Here is a 14,582-nt window from a genome sequence, read left to right as displayed (position 1 = left end):
GATTCAGCTTGCGGTGATCTTCTTCTTTTCCACCAGCGCCTTCCACTTGGCGGACTCCCTGGCGATCTCCTCCCTGAGCGCGGCGGCAGGCACGATGGTCGCCGACATCCCCTGGTCAGCCAGATAGCGCTGCATGTTGGGCTGCGCCACCGCCGTCCTGGCATCGGCCAGCAGCCGGTCGACCGAAGCCTGGGGCGTGCCCGCCGGCGCCAGCAGGGCGAACCACCCAGTGAACTCGAACCCCGGCACTCCATCCTCGGCCGTGGTCGGCACGTCCGGCAGCAACGCGGAACGTTCCTTGCCCGTCACCGACAGCGCCCGCAGGCGTCCTCCCTTGAGCAACGGCACGATGGCATTGATATTGCCCACGGCGACTTCGATCACGCCCGCCATGAGGTCGGTGTAGGCCGGCCCCTCGCCCTTGTACGGGACGTGCATGAGTTCGATCCCGGCCGCATCGCTGAAAGCTTCGCCCGCCATGTGCGTCTGGCTGCCCACGCCCGCGGACGAGAAGCTGAGTTTGCCAGGCCTGGCGCGGGCGTACTCGATCAGCTCGCGCGTGTTCTTGACCGGCAGGTTGGCATTGACGGTGATGACCATGGGTCCGTTTGCCACCTTGCCGATGGGACTGAAATCCGTCAGCGAATAAGGCAGCTTGCTGTAGATGAACTGGTTGACCGTGAACATGCTGCCCGACGCAAGCAACAGCGTATAGCCGTCCGCCGGCGCGCTGGCGACAGCCTGCGCGCCCACGCTGCCGCCAGCGCCCGCGCGATTCTCGACGATTACGCTCTGCTTCAGGCCCTTGCCCAATTCGGCCGCCAACGCGCGGCCCAGCAGGTCGGTGGCCCCGCCCGCCGAAAACGGGACGATCATGCGTATGACCTTGTCCGCCGGCCAGTCGGCTCGCGCCGGAAGGGCGATAAACGGCGTAAGCGCGAGGCCACAGCCCAGCGTCTTGACGATGCGGCGGCGCGCAATATTGGGTTGAGTTTGGTTCTTCATGGCTTTGTCTCCTTCAGTTCGCGGGACGGCGTAGCGGGTCGGCTTTCGGCCGGCTGACGATTCGCCAGGCAGCAACTGACCCTCGGGCCGATGGCTCGATTTTTTGGGGCGTTGCGGTGTTTTTCTGCGGACTACTAGGCTGCTGAACTACAGAACTACCGGACTAAGAACTACTGGCCGGCACAGACTGACTTCAATGCGTCGAGCAACAACTGCGTAAGATGGGCCCGCGGGTTCTCCTTCGGCGCCAGGATGCCCAGGCGACGAGTGACCGTGGGCGAGCCGAACGGAATGACGCGGATGCCCGGGGGAAACTCGTTCCTGCCGCGGCAGGCCGGCACCACCGATGCGCCCAGGCCATTGGCCACCATGGCGATCACGCCTTCCAGGTTGTCGATCTCCATGGTCGAACGCACGGTGATGCGCCTGCGCACCATCTCTTCCTGCACCAGATGCCCCACGCGCGCCGAACGATTGAAACGGACATAGGGATTCTGCTCCAGGATCTCCTGATCGCTGGCGCCCTTGACCGAGCGGTGGGCGATGACGACCAGTTGTTCCTCGACGAACGGCAGGAAATCCAGGCCCGAGCGCGGCGCATCGGGCTCGGTCACGATCGCCACGTCCAGCTGGCGGTGATAGATGGCGCGCTCCAGGTCGTGCGTGAGTCCCGTGGTGACATGGACCTCCAGGCCGTGGCCCTGCTTCTGCAGGTGCCGCAGCGCCAGCGGCAGCACGCCCGACACACAGGTATGGACGCTGCCGAGCCTGAGCAATCCCGACGAAGTACCCTTCTTCAAGGCGGCGCTCATGCTTTCCCAATGCGCGATCAGGTCGCGCGCCCGGTGCACCAGCGCCAACCCCGTGTCCGTGAGGATGGGCGGACGCCGGCTGCGGTCGAAGATCGTGATGCCCAGCTCGTCCTCGAGCGCGCGAACCTGCATGCTCACCGCCGACAGCGACAGGCCGATGGTATTGCCGGCCTCGGCGAAACTGCCGTGGTCTGCAATCGCGATCAGCGTGTAGAGCGTGCGGATATCCATGCAAGAAGGTTCCTGGTGTTGACGGCATTGCGGAAAGGAGGAGTATGCCGCGTCAGATGCCAAGCAGCCGCCGCGCGTTCCCTCCCATGACTTTCCCAAGATTATCTTCCCGGATCGGCAAGGTCTCGAACCACTCTTTGTACCCTTGCACCGGGCAGAACGGGAACGAGCTGGCGTAAAGCATCCTGTCCGAGAGAAAACCGTCTGCCGCCTTCACGTATTCCTCCCAGCCTGGCATGCGGGAAAAATACATATCGGGCGACAGCCAAAGGTTCTGGCGCCGGAACGCCAGGTGCAGGATCTCAGTGACCCAGGGCCACCCGCCATGGGCGACCACCACGTTCAGGGCGGGAAAATCCGCCAGCACCCGGTCGGTCCGTATCGGATCCGAATAGCTCAAGTCCGGCCCCGCCGTGCCTCCGACCATCATGATCACCGGCAGGCCCAGGTCCTCGCAGTGGCCGTAGATCGGATACAGGCGTCTGTCGTCGGCGTACATGGGAACCGGGTAGGAGCCCGGCTCGATATTGATCAGCTTGAAGCCGTCCTCCAGCGCCTGGCTGATGGTCTGGCACGCGCGGCGCCGGTCGGTGGGGTCGATGGAGGCGGCGCCGATGAATCGGCCCGGATGCTCGGCCACGATGCCTCGCACGTCCTCGTTGGACACGCTGCCCAGCACGCCGGCCAGGCGTCCCACGACCACGCCGCGGTCTATCCGCGCGGCATCCATCTCTTTCAGCAGCAGCGCCATCGATTGCTGCTGCGCCGCGGCCGAGGGCTCGAAGCCCACCGTCCGCGTAAAGCCATCGCGACGTTCTCCCGCCGAGTACATCAGCGTATCCAGGAAGCCGCCTACCGGCGGCCGCAGCCTAAAGTCGATGATCATTGCAGTCTCTTTGTCAGGGGGTGGAATTACCCGGGCCGCGCTTGCACGCCTACATCACTTCGTCCTTGCGATCGTCCGTCTCGCCGTAGCGGTGCAACGCGGGCGGCTTCAGCCCGGCGTAGAGTTTCTCGATGCCTGCATTGATGGTCTCGGCGTGCTGGGCGAAAAGCGAATTTCCTTCGAGGTCGCTCTCGACGATGAAGGGCCCGAAATTTTCGACCTCGAACAGCCACATGGCTTGGGCTATGCCCAGTTCGTCCAGCCAATGCACTTCGCGCACGCGCTTGATGCCCCGGCCCAGAAGTGCGCCCGTGCCGTAGCCCACGGTCGTCAGGTAGATCGCGCCGCCCGGCGCCAATACCTGCTTGTAATCGTCGGCGGGCATCCCGCCCTTGCCGATCAGGATGCGGCAGCCGGTCTCTTCCAGCCAACGCGGTATCCACTTGGAGAATCGGAACGAGGCGGTGGCGGTGACGGCGCCCACGTTGTAGCCGCCGCGACCGTCCGGCGCCGCCGCCGGCGAGCAATGGAAGTTGACATTGCTGATGGCGCGCAAGTCCACGGGCAGCGGCAGGCCCTGGTCCAGCACCTTCTTGTATACGCCTTCGCGGGCCGTGTAGACCACGCCGTTCAAGTACACGGCCGAGCCGAGTTCCAGCTTGGCGATGTCTTCGCGCCTGGCGGGCAGGTCCAGATGAAAGACCTTGATGTCGTCGTCATTGCTTACCATTCGACCGTCTCCCGGCGCATGTAGGGCGTGAACCATTGGGGATCGGTGCGGTACTCGATCTCCCCGTTGGCATGGATCCGCGCAGTGGCGCGGCGCGAAGACAGGCAGAAAGTGTGCAGGCTGATGGGCATGCCCCCGGTGTGGGTGTAGCCGCACTCGATATGGCAGTCCACCACCATGCCGGAGCCGACGAAACCCATGGCGCCCATGCCGATGGAATTGCCCAGCTGCATCAGCTCCAATTCAAGCTCCGCCACCTTGGGGTCCGGATTACGGTCCCCGACCGTGCGCAGACAGGCGGCCTGCTTGCCCAGCTGCATGCAGGTGTCCTTGGAGCCGCCCAGCCCGATGCCGACGATGGCCGGCTGACAGGCCAGCCCGCGCTTGCCGAAGGCGATCAGCGTGTCCAGCACGAAGCGTTTGATGCCGTCTATGCCGTCGCCTGGAAACAGCATGCGGTAGTCGGTGCCGAACAACCCACCCTTGTGCACGGTGGTGATGTCTATCCAGTCGCAGTCCGGCTCGAAGGACCATTCGACCTCTGGCGCATTGATGCCGACGTTGTTGTTATGGTCGGTACGCCAGAGCGGATGCACGCGGTTGGGCCGCAGCGGCACGCTGACCGTGGCCTCGGCCGTGGCGTGGCGCAGCGCGCGTTCCACGGCGACGAAGCCGCTGTCGACCGAGGCGTTGTTGCCCACCTTGACGTAGTAGCGCGGCAGGCCGGTGTCGGCGCACATTGGGCGCCGGTCCTGATCGGCGGCTTCCCAGTTGTCCACCATGGCGTGGATGACAAAACGCGGCAGCTTGCCGGTTTCCTTCTTCTGCAGCTCCTGGATGCCGCGCTTGTAGTCGGCCGGAATCTCGATGGCCGCGCGGCGCATGATCTCCAGCGCCGCCTCTTCAACTTTCTGGACAGGAATGCTCATGGTTGGAGTGCCTCAGCTCTGGGGAATGCCCGCCTCGCCCTCGATGAGCGATTCGCCGGGTTTTACGATGTCGAAGGAAACCGGAACCATCTCCAGCGCCACCTCGCCGTCCTGCGCGCTCACGCGCGTGTAGCAGCTGGTGAGCAGGTCGCCAGCTTCGGGAAAATCTTCGCGGTAGTGCGCGCCGCGGCTGTTCTCTCGCGCCAGCGCCGAGACCGTGATGACCTTGGAAATGTCGACCAGGCTTTCCAGGTTGAGCCAGTCGTGCCAGGTCAGGTTGTAGCGGCGGTCGCCGTCCGCCACGCCGATATCGCGCAAGGCGGCGCGGTGGCCGGCAATGGCATCCAGGCCATGCGCCATGGCCTCTTGGCGGCGCAGCACGCCTACGTCGTCCCACATGGTTTGCGAGAGCGCGTCGCGCAGCTCGTGGATGCGGCCCGCGGGCCGGGAAAACGGGAACTCGGCGCGTTCGATGCCGCGCGCGATGACGCCCTGGTCGGGGTCGCGCCACTGGCCGGACTTCGCAACGTAGGCCGCCATCGCATCGCCCGCGATGCCGCCGAACACCGTGGAATTGGCGACGCCGTTGCCACCCAGGCGGTTGGCGCCGTGCACGCCGCCGCAATCCTCGCCGGCCGCATACAGGCCCGGCGACGCGGTTGAACCGTCCACATTGAATTCGACCCCACCCATCAGGTAGTGCGCCGTCGGCACCACCTCCACCTTGCCGCCCGCCAGATCGAAGCCGCAGTCCTTGCATCGGTTGACCATGCCGGGAAAAGTCTTGGCCACCTTGTCCGGGCCCAGATGGCTCATCTGGATGTAGACCCCGCCCATCGGCCCCGTGCGTCCTGCGCGCATTTCGGCGTAGATGCCGCGGCTGACCACGTCGCGCGTGGCGCGTTCGCCGCGCTTGTCGTAATTGGCCATGAAGCGCTCGCCGTCGCCATTGAGCAGGTAGCCGCCCGCTCCGCGCAGGCCCTCCTCCAGCACCGTGCCGGTCATGCGCGTGTCCGGCCCGCCCAGCAGGCCGGTGGGATGGAACTGCACCATCTCCATGTCGCGCAGCTTCAAGCCGTAGCGCAGCGCCATGGCCAGGCCGTCGCAGGTCTTGTCGCCCGAAGGCGTGTGGTAGCGGTACATGGTCGGCCCCGCCCCCGTTGCCAGCAGCACGGCCTTGGCCTGGATGTAGCGGTAAAGGCCTGTCCGCATGTCGATGAACAGCACGCCGGAAATACCAGAGCCGTCGGCGGCGGGAATCAGTTCGATGGCGCGATGCTCTTCCAGTTCATCGACGTCCAGCGCCCGCACCTGCTCCATGAGCCGGTTGATGATCTCGATGCCCGTCAGGTCTGCCTTGTGCACAGTGCGGTCGAAGCTCTGGCCAGCAAACGCCTTGGAATGCAGGGTGCCGTCGGGATTGCGGTCGAAGAAGCAGCCGATCTCGTTTTCCAGTTCGCGCACGCGCTCGACGGCGCCTTCGACCAGCCGCCACGCCAGGTCCTGGCGCGGCAGCCATTTGCCGCCCTCGATGGTGTCCATGAAATGGCGTTCCACCGAGTCGCCGGCGGCCAACGCGACGTTGTAGCCGCCCTGGACCATGCGGGTACAGCCGCACTTGCCCAACAGGCCCTTCACCGTCACCGTCACGCGCAGCGACGGATTCGCCTTCTTGGCGTGCAGCGCCGCGAACAGGCCCGCGCCGCCGGTGCCCAGCACAAGGATGTCCGTCTTGATGTTCTCGATCCGCATCTCAGATCACTCCCGCGATGAAAACCAGGCCCGTCGCCATGGAGACCGCAAAGCCCCAGCCGATCCACGCGACGCGCGCGTCCCGCGGCGAACGCCAAGGCAGCAGCTCCAGTGCGAGCAGGCGCAGCCCGAAGAACATGTGCAGGGTCAGCAGCAGCACCAGCCCCCACTCGCCGACCTTCATCGCCGGCATGTCGGCGAGCTTCAGGAATCCGTCCAGCCGCGCTTCGTCCAGCGCCATCGCCAGCACATAGAAATGCGCCGGCAGGAACAGGGCCAGCGCCAGGCCGGAAATGCGATGCCCCAGGAAAGCCCAGTACGCCTGATGGTTGCGCGCGGATCTCATGGCATCAGGCCTCCCACCGCCGCGACGGCGCGAACGCCCAGGATGAGCAGTCCCAGGCCGAACGCCAGTCCGACCGCGGACGCCGCGCCGCGGCCCAACTGCAGCCACTCGATCAGGATGTTGCGCACGCCGATCGGCACGTGGACCGAGACGCTCACGACGAACAGGCCGTAGAAGACTATCCAGAACCAGTTGCCCTCGGTACGCGAGAGGATCTCGCCCGCGGTCAGGCCGCCGCGCACGGCATAGATGACCAGGCCCACATGTACCAGGACAAAGGGCGCCATCACCATCGCCGTCAGACGCTGGAGCGCGAAAAGACGAGCTTCCATGTCAGCCTCCCTTGAGCAGGCTGAAGATGGCGCTGCGCTTCAATCCGGCAATGCTGCCGGTGGGGCTGAGGCTTACCGGACAGTGCTTCATGCAGCTGCCCTGGGAGTGGCAGGAATTGCAGCCGCTGCCGGAGGTGGCCTTGCGCAGCACGTCCTTGGGGTCGGCGTGTCGTTCGTCGTTGTACAGCGTCCATGCGCGGTTCAGGGCGGCCGGGCCAAGATAGTCCTTGTCCCAGGACACCACGTCACAGGCCGCGTAGCACACGCCGCAATTGATGCATTCGATGGCCGCGTCGGCCTGCTTGCGCTTCTTGCTCTGCGGCGACACCAACGCCGGCGGATCGTTGCGTGTGGCTGTGCCGACGAAGGTGTTCCCGGCGCGCGCCCACTTCTGGAAGAACTCGCTCATATCGACGACGAGATCCTTGATCCGCGGCATATTGCGCATTGGCTCGATCACGATCACGCCGCCTTCCTCGACGCGGCTCACATGCGTGCGACAGGTCCAGCGCGGCTTGCCATTGACCGTCATGGCACAGGACCCGCACACGCCGACGCGACAGGCGTAGCGATACGAGAGGCTGGGCTCCTGCGTGCGCTGGACTTCGGTCACCACATCCAGGACCGTCTGGTTTTCGCGCCAGGGGACCGAGTACGTGGAGTAGGCCCCGTCCTCGGTTCCCCGGGAAATGCGGACCGTGAGTTGTCTCTGATTCGTGGAGTTCTTGGTATCCATTTTCCGCCCTCGGGCGACAGGCTGCGCCCATGAACAGAATTCTGAATCTCGCGTATGAGTGAAGCAATATGGATTTGGTTGATATTTTTTGAAGATAATTTGCCAGTTTTCATAGCGCCGGACTGGCGATCCGGCGCATGCCGCGCCGCCGCATGTTCAATCAATGGCGACCACCGGGGCGCCGAAGCAGCGTCAGCGCGCCGCTTCGAGGGCCCGCATCGCGGCATTCCGCGGCCAGCGTGCATCTTTGGAAAAATTGGGTATACTTCCGCCTCGCTTGTCAGGAACCGCCCAGTTGGGGCTGGCTCCAGACAAGAAATTGCGGGAGTAGCTCAGTTGGTAGAGCGCAACCTTGCCAAGGTTGAGGTCGCGAGTTCGAGACTCGTCTCCCGCTCCAAATTTTGATTTCCAGCTTCCTTCTCGGAATTCTGAAAATCCTTGAGAAAGGGCCTACGGGCCCTTTTTTCATTGCGGTTTGCGCCGCTTGAAAAATGAAGGAACACGGGCAATGGATACCGCATTGATCCTGCTGGTGCTTGTCGCTGCATGGCAGGTGCTGCGCGTGCGCTACCAGCGCGCCCGCATCGCGCTGCTGGGCCGTCATCTGGGCGGTTTGCAGCTTGAGCGCCACATGGAAACCCTGACGCAAGGCTACACACGCGCCATCCGCGAAGACGCCGAAACACGCCAGCTACAGGTGCTGGAAACCTTCGCTCAGACCGAACGCGCCGTGGCGGCACAAGTACGGTCGCTGGCCGACGCCATGCAAAAGGAAAGTCCGCAGGCTACCCGTGTGAGCACGCTCTCGTTCTGCGTGCCATACATCGAGCGCTTTCTTCCTGCAAGGACACGGGATTTTCGTGAACTGCTGTACATCCATGCATCCGGCTTGCGCCATGTCGTGGACAACGAGAGCCACTGGGATGCAAGAGAACGCGCGTACCACCTCTCGGCAGAGCTGTATCTGCTGCAGCACAGTTGCCATTGGTTCTGCAAATCCCGCGCCGTGGCCGATGCACGGCTGATGCTGCGGCATCAGGTCGATCACCGGAAAGTCCTCGATTCAGTGTCTGCTGTTACCCGCTCGGCTTATCTGCGATGGCAAGGGGCCGATAAGCGCTAGGACCAACTGCGTCTCGTCCGCCCTGGCCTCGCTCAGCGCGCATTCTTGAGCAAGTCCTGGAAAAAGGGGCGAATCTTTCGATTCGCCCCTTTTCATTTGGCCTGGATTCCAACCCGCACAGGCACAACGGGCGCCGCAATCGCGATGCCTGTTGTGCCTGTGCGGCGTCCAATCAGAAGCGCACAGCCAGCTTGAGTACGCCCGATTGCTGGCGGTTGCCGCCGCCGAACTGCGCGTCATACGCAATGCCGGCCGTCGTGTTGCGCGTGATCGCCATTTCTGCGCCCAGGCCCAACACCGCGGCGTCGCGGGCGATCGGCACGCCCGTCACCGAGAACGTGCTGCCGCCTTCGAAGGCCAGCTGTTGCTTGGGCTTGACATCGCCCATGGCATGGCGCCAGCCCAGCGACGCGGTCAGACGGCCCGGCGTGCGGTCAGAGCCGAACTCCCAGCCGCCGCGCAGTCCCAGCGTGGTGCTGGTCACGTCATCGGAATTGCTGGACCCGTGCAGGGCCGCCGTGCCGCCCGATTCCTCGAAGCCGCGCGTGCGCAGTTGGTTCCATGCCAGCCCGGCGAAGGGTTCGATGGTGTAGGCATCGCCCAGCGGCAGGTTGTAGCCGAGTTCGGTGAACACCTGCGTCGACGAGGCGTGGTAGGACGACTCGAGGCGCTGGTTCAGGCTGCCGGCTGCCACGTCGCGCTTTGCGTCGATGTCATGCCAGGTGTAGGCCGCGCCGGCCATGAACCGGACGTGACCAGGGCCGGCCTGGAAGTTCCGTCCGCCGAACAAGGTGGCCGTGTAGCTGTCCACATTGGTACGCGAGGACGCGTCGTCGATCGAGTTGTGGCTGCCGATGTAGCCGACCGCAGCGCCCAGGCGCCAGCCGCCGCCGACCGCGCCATCGCCGCCGACGAAGAGGCCGCCCGACGATTGGCTCACGCTGGACGCGTTGCCGTCGCTGCCGAACTTGCTCCAGTTGCCGAACGCTTGCGCCCAAACCGGCGAGGCGCCGCTTTGCGGCATGGCGTCGGACGACGGCGCGCCCAGTTGGGCCGTGGGCCGTCCGGCAAGCACCGGCGCGTCGAGATTGCCGCGCAGATGCGACAGCGGCAGCGTGCGCACGGTGTCGCCCTGGCTCAGCAGCACGCTGGCGGTGCTGGCGTAGGCTTCGCCCGACAGCATCTTCAGGGCCGAACGCGCTTCGTTCGGCGTCATGGCGAGCACGGCCGCCGCCACCTGGCTGGCGCCGGTGTTCTTGCCCGCGGCGACGCCGCTGTCGACCAGGGAGGACCCGCTACCGGCGGGGGGCGTTTCGTTGCCGGCTGTGGACGAACCGTTGCCGGTCGATGTCGAGCCGTTGCCGGTCGAAGACGAACCATTCCCCGTCGACGTCGAACCGTTGCCAGCCGAAGACGAACCGTTGCCCGTCGACGTCGAACCATTGCCGGCAGAAGACGAGCCATTGCCCGTCGACGTCGAGCCGTTGCCGTTCGAGGACGAACCGTTGCCCGTCGCGGGCGGCTCTTCCTGGTCCAGCGCGCCACCCACGTTGCTCTCGTTGCCCGAGCCGCCGATGCTGCCGATCGGCACGTCGTTGCGCGTCAGGGTCATGTACGCATTCTTCGGGTCGTAGCTGAGCGTGGGCGTCAGGAACGCGTATCCGCTCGAAGCGCCGGTGAACTGGCCCTGGATGCCTCCATCGGCCGTCAGGATGTTGTAGGTCGTGCGCGGCGCGTAGTTGCCGTCTGGCCCCACATGCGCCACGGTGCCGTCGAGGTAGGCGACGCCGGTGACGTGGATGCGGTCGCTGAGGCTGCTGGCCGGGTCGGCATGCACGCGGTAGATGGTGTTCTGGCCAAAGGTCAGGTTGCCGTTGACGGTGAGCGTGCCCATGGGCGTGCCGTCATTGCCCGGAGAAATGACCGCGGTGGGATAGAGGTTGGTGGTGCCTACCTGGCCCACGCCCGCCAGCACGACTTCGCGGCCGATGTCCATCGGGCCGTTCAGCTTGCCGTCGATTTCCAGGGCGCCGTCGGCGATCAGGATGGGGCCCGTGAGGCCGCTGCTGTCCGCGGTCAGGATCACCGATCCCGGGCCGGTCTTGACGAAGCCCTGCGTGCCTTGCAGCGGGTTGTCGATGGTGTCGACGAATTGGCCCGAAGCATAGGTGCCGTCACCGACCACGATCGCGGGCGGGTTGCCACCGCTGCCGACCAGGGTGATGGGAGCGCCTTGCAGGCGATAGCGGTCGGTGGCGAACTGGATGCCCGACACGCGCACCGGCCCGGCGCTGCCGTCCACGGTCACCGTGCCGGCTGCGCCCGTGAAAATCGCATAGCCGCCGTCGGGCAGAGCGCCCGTGGCATTGCTCGGGCTGTTCCAGTTGGTGCTGGCCGCGCTCCAGGTGCCGTTGCCGCCGCCCGAGCGGGTTGCAGATGCCGCGCCGTTGCCGTTCCACAGATTGGTCGTGCTCGGCCCCAGGATGAGGTTGATCTGCTTGTCGCCAGTCAGGTTCTGGATGGTCGCGGCAGGGGCGGAATCACCCGAGACCGAACCCAGCGTCAGGCCGTTGCCGCTCAGATTGCCGCCGTAGGACAGGATCCGGTAGTAGCCGGCATTGACGCCCAGGGTGTTGACCGTGACGTTCAGCGTGGTGTTGTTGATGGCGGCATCGCCGCGCACGGTAATGTTGTCGCCGGTGCCGGGTTGCGTAATCGGCAGCCCCGCGTAGCCGGTCTCGAAATTGAACACGGCATTGTTCATCGACAGGTTGCCGTTGACGACCAGATTGCCGTTGGAGACGCCAGTGGGCGTGCCGACTTCATAGCCGGGCGCCACGCGCGCGCCGGACACGTTGAGGTCGCCATTGATCGAGCCAAAGCCCGCGACGGTGCCGTTCGAGTTCGCATTGACGTTACCGCCCAACGTAACGCCCGAGCCGCCGCCATTGCCGCCGATCACCAGCGTGCCGCCGTTGACATCCACCCCGCCGGGGAAATTGGCCGAGCCGTCGAACACCTGCGTATTGCCCGACGTAACCGTCAGGTCCGCAGCCGTAACGCCACCGCAGTAGGACGCGCTCAGCGCGAGCGTCGCCGTCAGCCATTTCTTCGTGTCGTGTATCAACGTAAATCCTCCATATGTCGATTAATAAATCTGATATCCAAGGCATTACCGGATCGCTATAAAAGTATTATTAAGTAACCGGGTAAACCTAATGGCCGAAACAAGTTTTCGCGAAAAAAGGAGGCAATTTATACCCCTTTTTTTTCAATATCTAAAATTAATGAATAGATACCATCTTTATTAATTAATTCAGTATCTTGGATACCATCCAAAATCGCAGAATTTGAATATGGATACCATCCGCACGTAGAAAATAAATAAAATGACCAATATCCGATTTATTTAAATTTTCTTGTCGGATACCATCCACGCCGACACAACTGGCGCACTATTTCCCGATTTCCGAGGCAATCGGGAAACAAATTGACATAGCCGTATGGGAACGAGGCCTCCGGCGCCATCGCGCTTCCAGAATTTTCTTATCCGTGAAGCCCGGCCCGGCCCATACCATCGCTGGCATGATGGCCGCCCCCAGCCTCCCCGACGGATACACGCCGGCAACCGCCAGATTGCCGATGATCCTGCTGCATCTGCTCGCCATGGCACTGCAGGCATGCATACTCATCGGCACGATGCTGTCGATGTACTGGTCGTTCAGTGACGAGGTCTCCAGCTACCGCCGCCGCATGAATGCCGCCGCTGACCGCGCGCAGATATTCTTCGATCAGCGCGAAACGCTGCTCCGGGCAGTGGCCTCCTCGTCAGTGCGCAACACCGACCGCATGCCAGCCCAGCACACGCCCAGGACCTTCGGCCAGACCGGACAGGTCAACGTCATCCCGCTGATGAACGGGGCGGACTCCTACGATTGGGCGCTGATTCTTACCCGCCGCAACCGGGCGGACGTAGCCGCCGCCAACGCGCGCATCGTCTACACGACGCTGGCAGGCCCCGGCTCGACGCGCCTGGCGGTGGACGACACGCGGCTAGGCGGACACCACAGCGGACGCCACCGATTATCTGTTTCTGTATACGCCGCTCGAAGGGGCTGGCAACGAGCAGACCTGGGTAGGACTCGAAGTCGACGACATCGCCTCCGTCATCACAGCGGAACACGCCAGCGACGGCGCAAGCTATGCGCTTTACGACAATGACAGCCGGGTCGCCTTGCACGGCGGCCCCTCTCCTTCCGCAACCGGCTCGATCTCGGCAAGGTTGGCCCGCGACTCCTTCAGCTTCCAAGGCGCCAGCTGGGCGTACGCCACATCAGGGAAACGCTGGTTTCGCCCGCGATACGGCATCAGACAGCGCTCATCGACAGCCTCGCGCTGAACCGCAAGATCATCGACGTCGCGCCGATCGGACTCAGCCTGGTCCGGCCCGCCGCAAACCGAGGGAAACATACAGGTGCCCGGCCAGCCCGCCTGCCCGTCTTCCAAACGCTGATCCGCCGGCAAACCGGCATCCGCCGACGCCTGCGGCCATGGCGTCGGCGCCACACGCGTAACGCCCAGGCTGTGCTGCATTCGCGCACATGCGGTAACCTTCAGCCTGAACAAATCTGAGGTCTTGGAAATAACAATGGGTTTTGAAAAACTTGCCGACCTGCGCGAGCAGCTGCGGGCACAGGCTCAAAAGGCGGTGCCGGTCCAACCGAAGGCGGCAGGCCGGACAAAGAAGCGGGAGCCTGATCAAGCGAAGCCTACGGCGCGGCCGCAGCAAAAGCGCGAGTCGGGTCAAGCGAAGGCTGCCGCCCGCGCGCAGCAAAAACGCGAGCCCGTCGACCCCGCGGTCGAGGCCATCTGGCGCCTGCAAAAGCACTTTCCGCAGGCTTTCCCCAAGAATCCCGCGCCCAAGCTGCCGCTCAAGCAAGGCATCCTGGCCGACGCGGCCCAGCATCTCGAGAAGCTGGGCATGACGGAAGAACAGCTCAAACAAGCCATCGCCACCTGGTGCAAGGGCAGCCGCTACTGGAGCAGCATGGTCGCGGACGCCACTCGCGTCGACCTGCAAGGCCAGCCCGCAGGCACGGTAACGGCGGAACAAGCCGCGTACGCGCGCCGCCAGGCTTCGCGCCGGCCGGCCGGCAAGGCTCGTCCCGCGAAAAAGGCCGCCGCGCCGGCTGCCGCATCCGCTGACGCCCCGGCTGACGCCCCCGCGCCTGAAGCCGCCCCCGAAGCCGCGGCCGTCACGACGCCGGCATCGAGCGATACGCCCTGAGGACACTGTTTGGCCCGGCGAGCGGGGATTTTTCACTTCCCCGCCCCGCCAGGCTACACAAGCCCGAAATTCTGTGTATAATCGCTGTCTTTGGTGGACACGGCCTTTCTGAAAACCAAATCAGAAAACACACCAAAGTGCAGTACCCCCGCGGGAGTAGCTCAGTTGGTAGAGCGCAACCTTGCCAAGGTTGAGGTCGCGAGTTCGAGACTCGTCTCCCGCTCCAAATACAAAAAGGAAGCAACGGCCAACACCGCGCTTCCTTTTTTCTTGCAAGTGCTGGCGCAATGGCAGAGTGGTTATGCAGCGGATTGCAAATCCGTGTACGTCGGTTCGATTCCGGCTTGCGCCTCCAGCGATTTTCCGAAACCCGCAGATGAAAATCTGCGGGTTTTTTGTTTTCCGAGATGCCG

The 14,582-nt window shown here is 64.2% G+C and carries 14 protein-coding genes and 3 tRNA genes; 6 read left to right on the top strand and 11 right to left on the bottom strand.

Annotated elements, in window-relative coordinates:
* Positions 1-3 precede the first annotated feature (3 nt).
* From HV766_RS10870 to HV766_RS10830, 9 genes are all read right to left on the bottom strand, one after another.
* Positions 4-1,005 carry a Bug family tripartite tricarboxylate transporter substrate binding protein gene (locus HV766_RS10870; protein WP_119452067.1) on the bottom strand — a complete coding sequence of 334 codons (1,002 nt, stop codon included), beginning with the start codon at positions 1,003-1,005 and terminating at the stop codon, positions 4-6.
* 170 nt (positions 1,006-1,175) lie between these two features.
* The gene (locus HV766_RS10865; RefSeq protein WP_054450007.1) at positions 1,176-2,048 is read right to left on the bottom strand and encodes a LysR family transcriptional regulator; all 873 of its coding nucleotides are present in this window, start codon (positions 2,046-2,048) and stop codon (positions 1,176-1,178) included.
* Between the two features lie 52 nt (positions 2,049-2,100).
* The gene (locus tag HV766_RS10860; protein ID WP_125471633.1) at positions 2,101-2,934 is read right to left on the bottom strand and encodes an amidohydrolase family protein; all 834 of its coding nucleotides are present in this window, start codon (positions 2,932-2,934) and stop codon (positions 2,101-2,103) included.
* A 49-nt stretch (positions 2,935-2,983) separates the two neighbouring features.
* Complete coding sequence (locus HV766_RS10855) at positions 2,984-3,664, bottom strand: fumarate hydratase C-terminal domain-containing protein (protein WP_119452069.1); 681 nt, start codon at positions 3,662-3,664, stop codon at positions 2,984-2,986.
* The gene (locus HV766_RS10850) at positions 3,658-4,593 is read right to left on the bottom strand and encodes a fumarate hydratase (RefSeq protein WP_054449999.1); all 936 of its coding nucleotides are present in this window, start codon (positions 4,591-4,593) and stop codon (positions 3,658-3,660) included. Before HV766_RS10850 ends, HV766_RS10855 begins: the two co-directional genes overlap by 7 nt.
* Before the next feature lie 12 nt (positions 4,594-4,605).
* Positions 4,606-6,345 (bottom strand): L-aspartate oxidase, encoded by a 1,740-nt coding sequence (locus HV766_RS10845; protein WP_175181144.1) that lies wholly within the window; start codon positions 6,343-6,345, stop codon positions 4,606-4,608.
* Between the two features lies 1 nt (position 6,346).
* A complete protein-coding gene (locus tag HV766_RS10840) occupies positions 6,347-6,691 on the bottom strand; it encodes a succinate dehydrogenase/fumarate reductase transmembrane subunit (protein ID WP_054449994.1) in 345 nt (114 codons plus the stop codon).
* Positions 6,688-7,023: a succinate dehydrogenase gene (locus HV766_RS10835; RefSeq protein ID WP_054449992.1), complete on the bottom strand. Its 336-nt coding sequence runs from the start codon at positions 7,021-7,023 to the stop codon at positions 6,688-6,690. Before HV766_RS10835 ends, HV766_RS10840 begins: the two co-directional genes overlap by 4 nt.
* A 1-nt stretch (position 7,024) precedes the next feature.
* Positions 7,025-7,759, bottom strand: a complete 735-nt coding sequence (locus tag HV766_RS10830) for a succinate dehydrogenase/fumarate reductase iron-sulfur subunit (protein ID WP_054449990.1) — start codon at positions 7,757-7,759, stop codon at positions 7,025-7,027.
* A gap of 321 nt (positions 7,760-8,080) precedes the next feature.
* On the opposite strand from HV766_RS10830, the gene HV766_RS10825 reads away from it, so the two are divergent.
* Positions 8,081-8,156, top strand: a tRNA-Gly gene (locus HV766_RS10825).
* A gap of 111 nt (positions 8,157-8,267) precedes the next feature.
* The gene (locus HV766_RS10820; protein ID WP_054449988.1) at positions 8,268-8,882 is read left to right on the top strand and encodes a hypothetical protein; all 615 of its coding nucleotides are present in this window, start codon (positions 8,268-8,270) and stop codon (positions 8,880-8,882) included.
* A gap of 172 nt (positions 8,883-9,054) precedes the next feature.
* Here the strand turns inward: HV766_RS10820 and HV766_RS10815 are convergent, their stop codons facing one another.
* Entirely contained in the window at positions 9,055-12,009 is a 2,955-nt protein-coding gene (locus HV766_RS10815; protein WP_175159442.1) for an autotransporter family protein, read from the bottom strand.
* A 458-nt stretch (positions 12,010-12,467) separates the two neighbouring features.
* Between HV766_RS10815 and HV766_RS10810 the strand changes: the two genes are divergently transcribed.
* A complete protein-coding gene (locus HV766_RS10810) occupies positions 12,468-13,103 on the top strand; it encodes a hypothetical protein (protein WP_125471636.1) in 636 nt (211 codons plus the stop codon).
* Here HV766_RS10810 and HV766_RS10805 read toward each other — a convergent pair.
* Entirely contained in the window at positions 13,092-13,475 is a 384-nt protein-coding gene (locus tag HV766_RS10805) for a hypothetical protein (protein ID WP_175181143.1), read from the bottom strand. The two genes, HV766_RS10810 and HV766_RS10805, sit on opposite strands and share 12 nt — an antisense overlap.
* A 55-nt stretch (positions 13,476-13,530) precedes the next feature.
* Between HV766_RS10805 and HV766_RS10800 the strand changes: the two genes are divergently transcribed.
* From HV766_RS10800 to HV766_RS10790, 3 genes are all read left to right on the top strand, one after another.
* On the top strand, positions 13,531-14,169 hold the full coding sequence (locus tag HV766_RS10800) for a ProQ/FinO family protein (protein ID WP_175181142.1): 639 nt from the start codon (positions 13,531-13,533) through the stop codon (positions 14,167-14,169).
* Positions 14,170-14,319: 150 nt separating this feature from the next.
* Positions 14,320-14,395: transfer RNA gene (locus HV766_RS10795), tRNA-Gly, on the top strand.
* 55 nt (positions 14,396-14,450) lie between these two features.
* Positions 14,451-14,524, top strand: a tRNA-Cys gene (locus HV766_RS10790).
* The last annotated feature ends 58 nt before the right edge of the window (positions 14,525-14,582 follow it).

Source organism: Achromobacter aegrifaciens (assembly GCF_902859735.1).
Classification (GTDB): domain Bacteria; phylum Pseudomonadota; class Gammaproteobacteria; order Burkholderiales; family Burkholderiaceae_B; genus Achromobacter; species Achromobacter aegrifaciens.
Note: the sequence above shows the minus strand (reverse complement) of the source record. Positions and strands in the feature narration are given on the sequence as shown.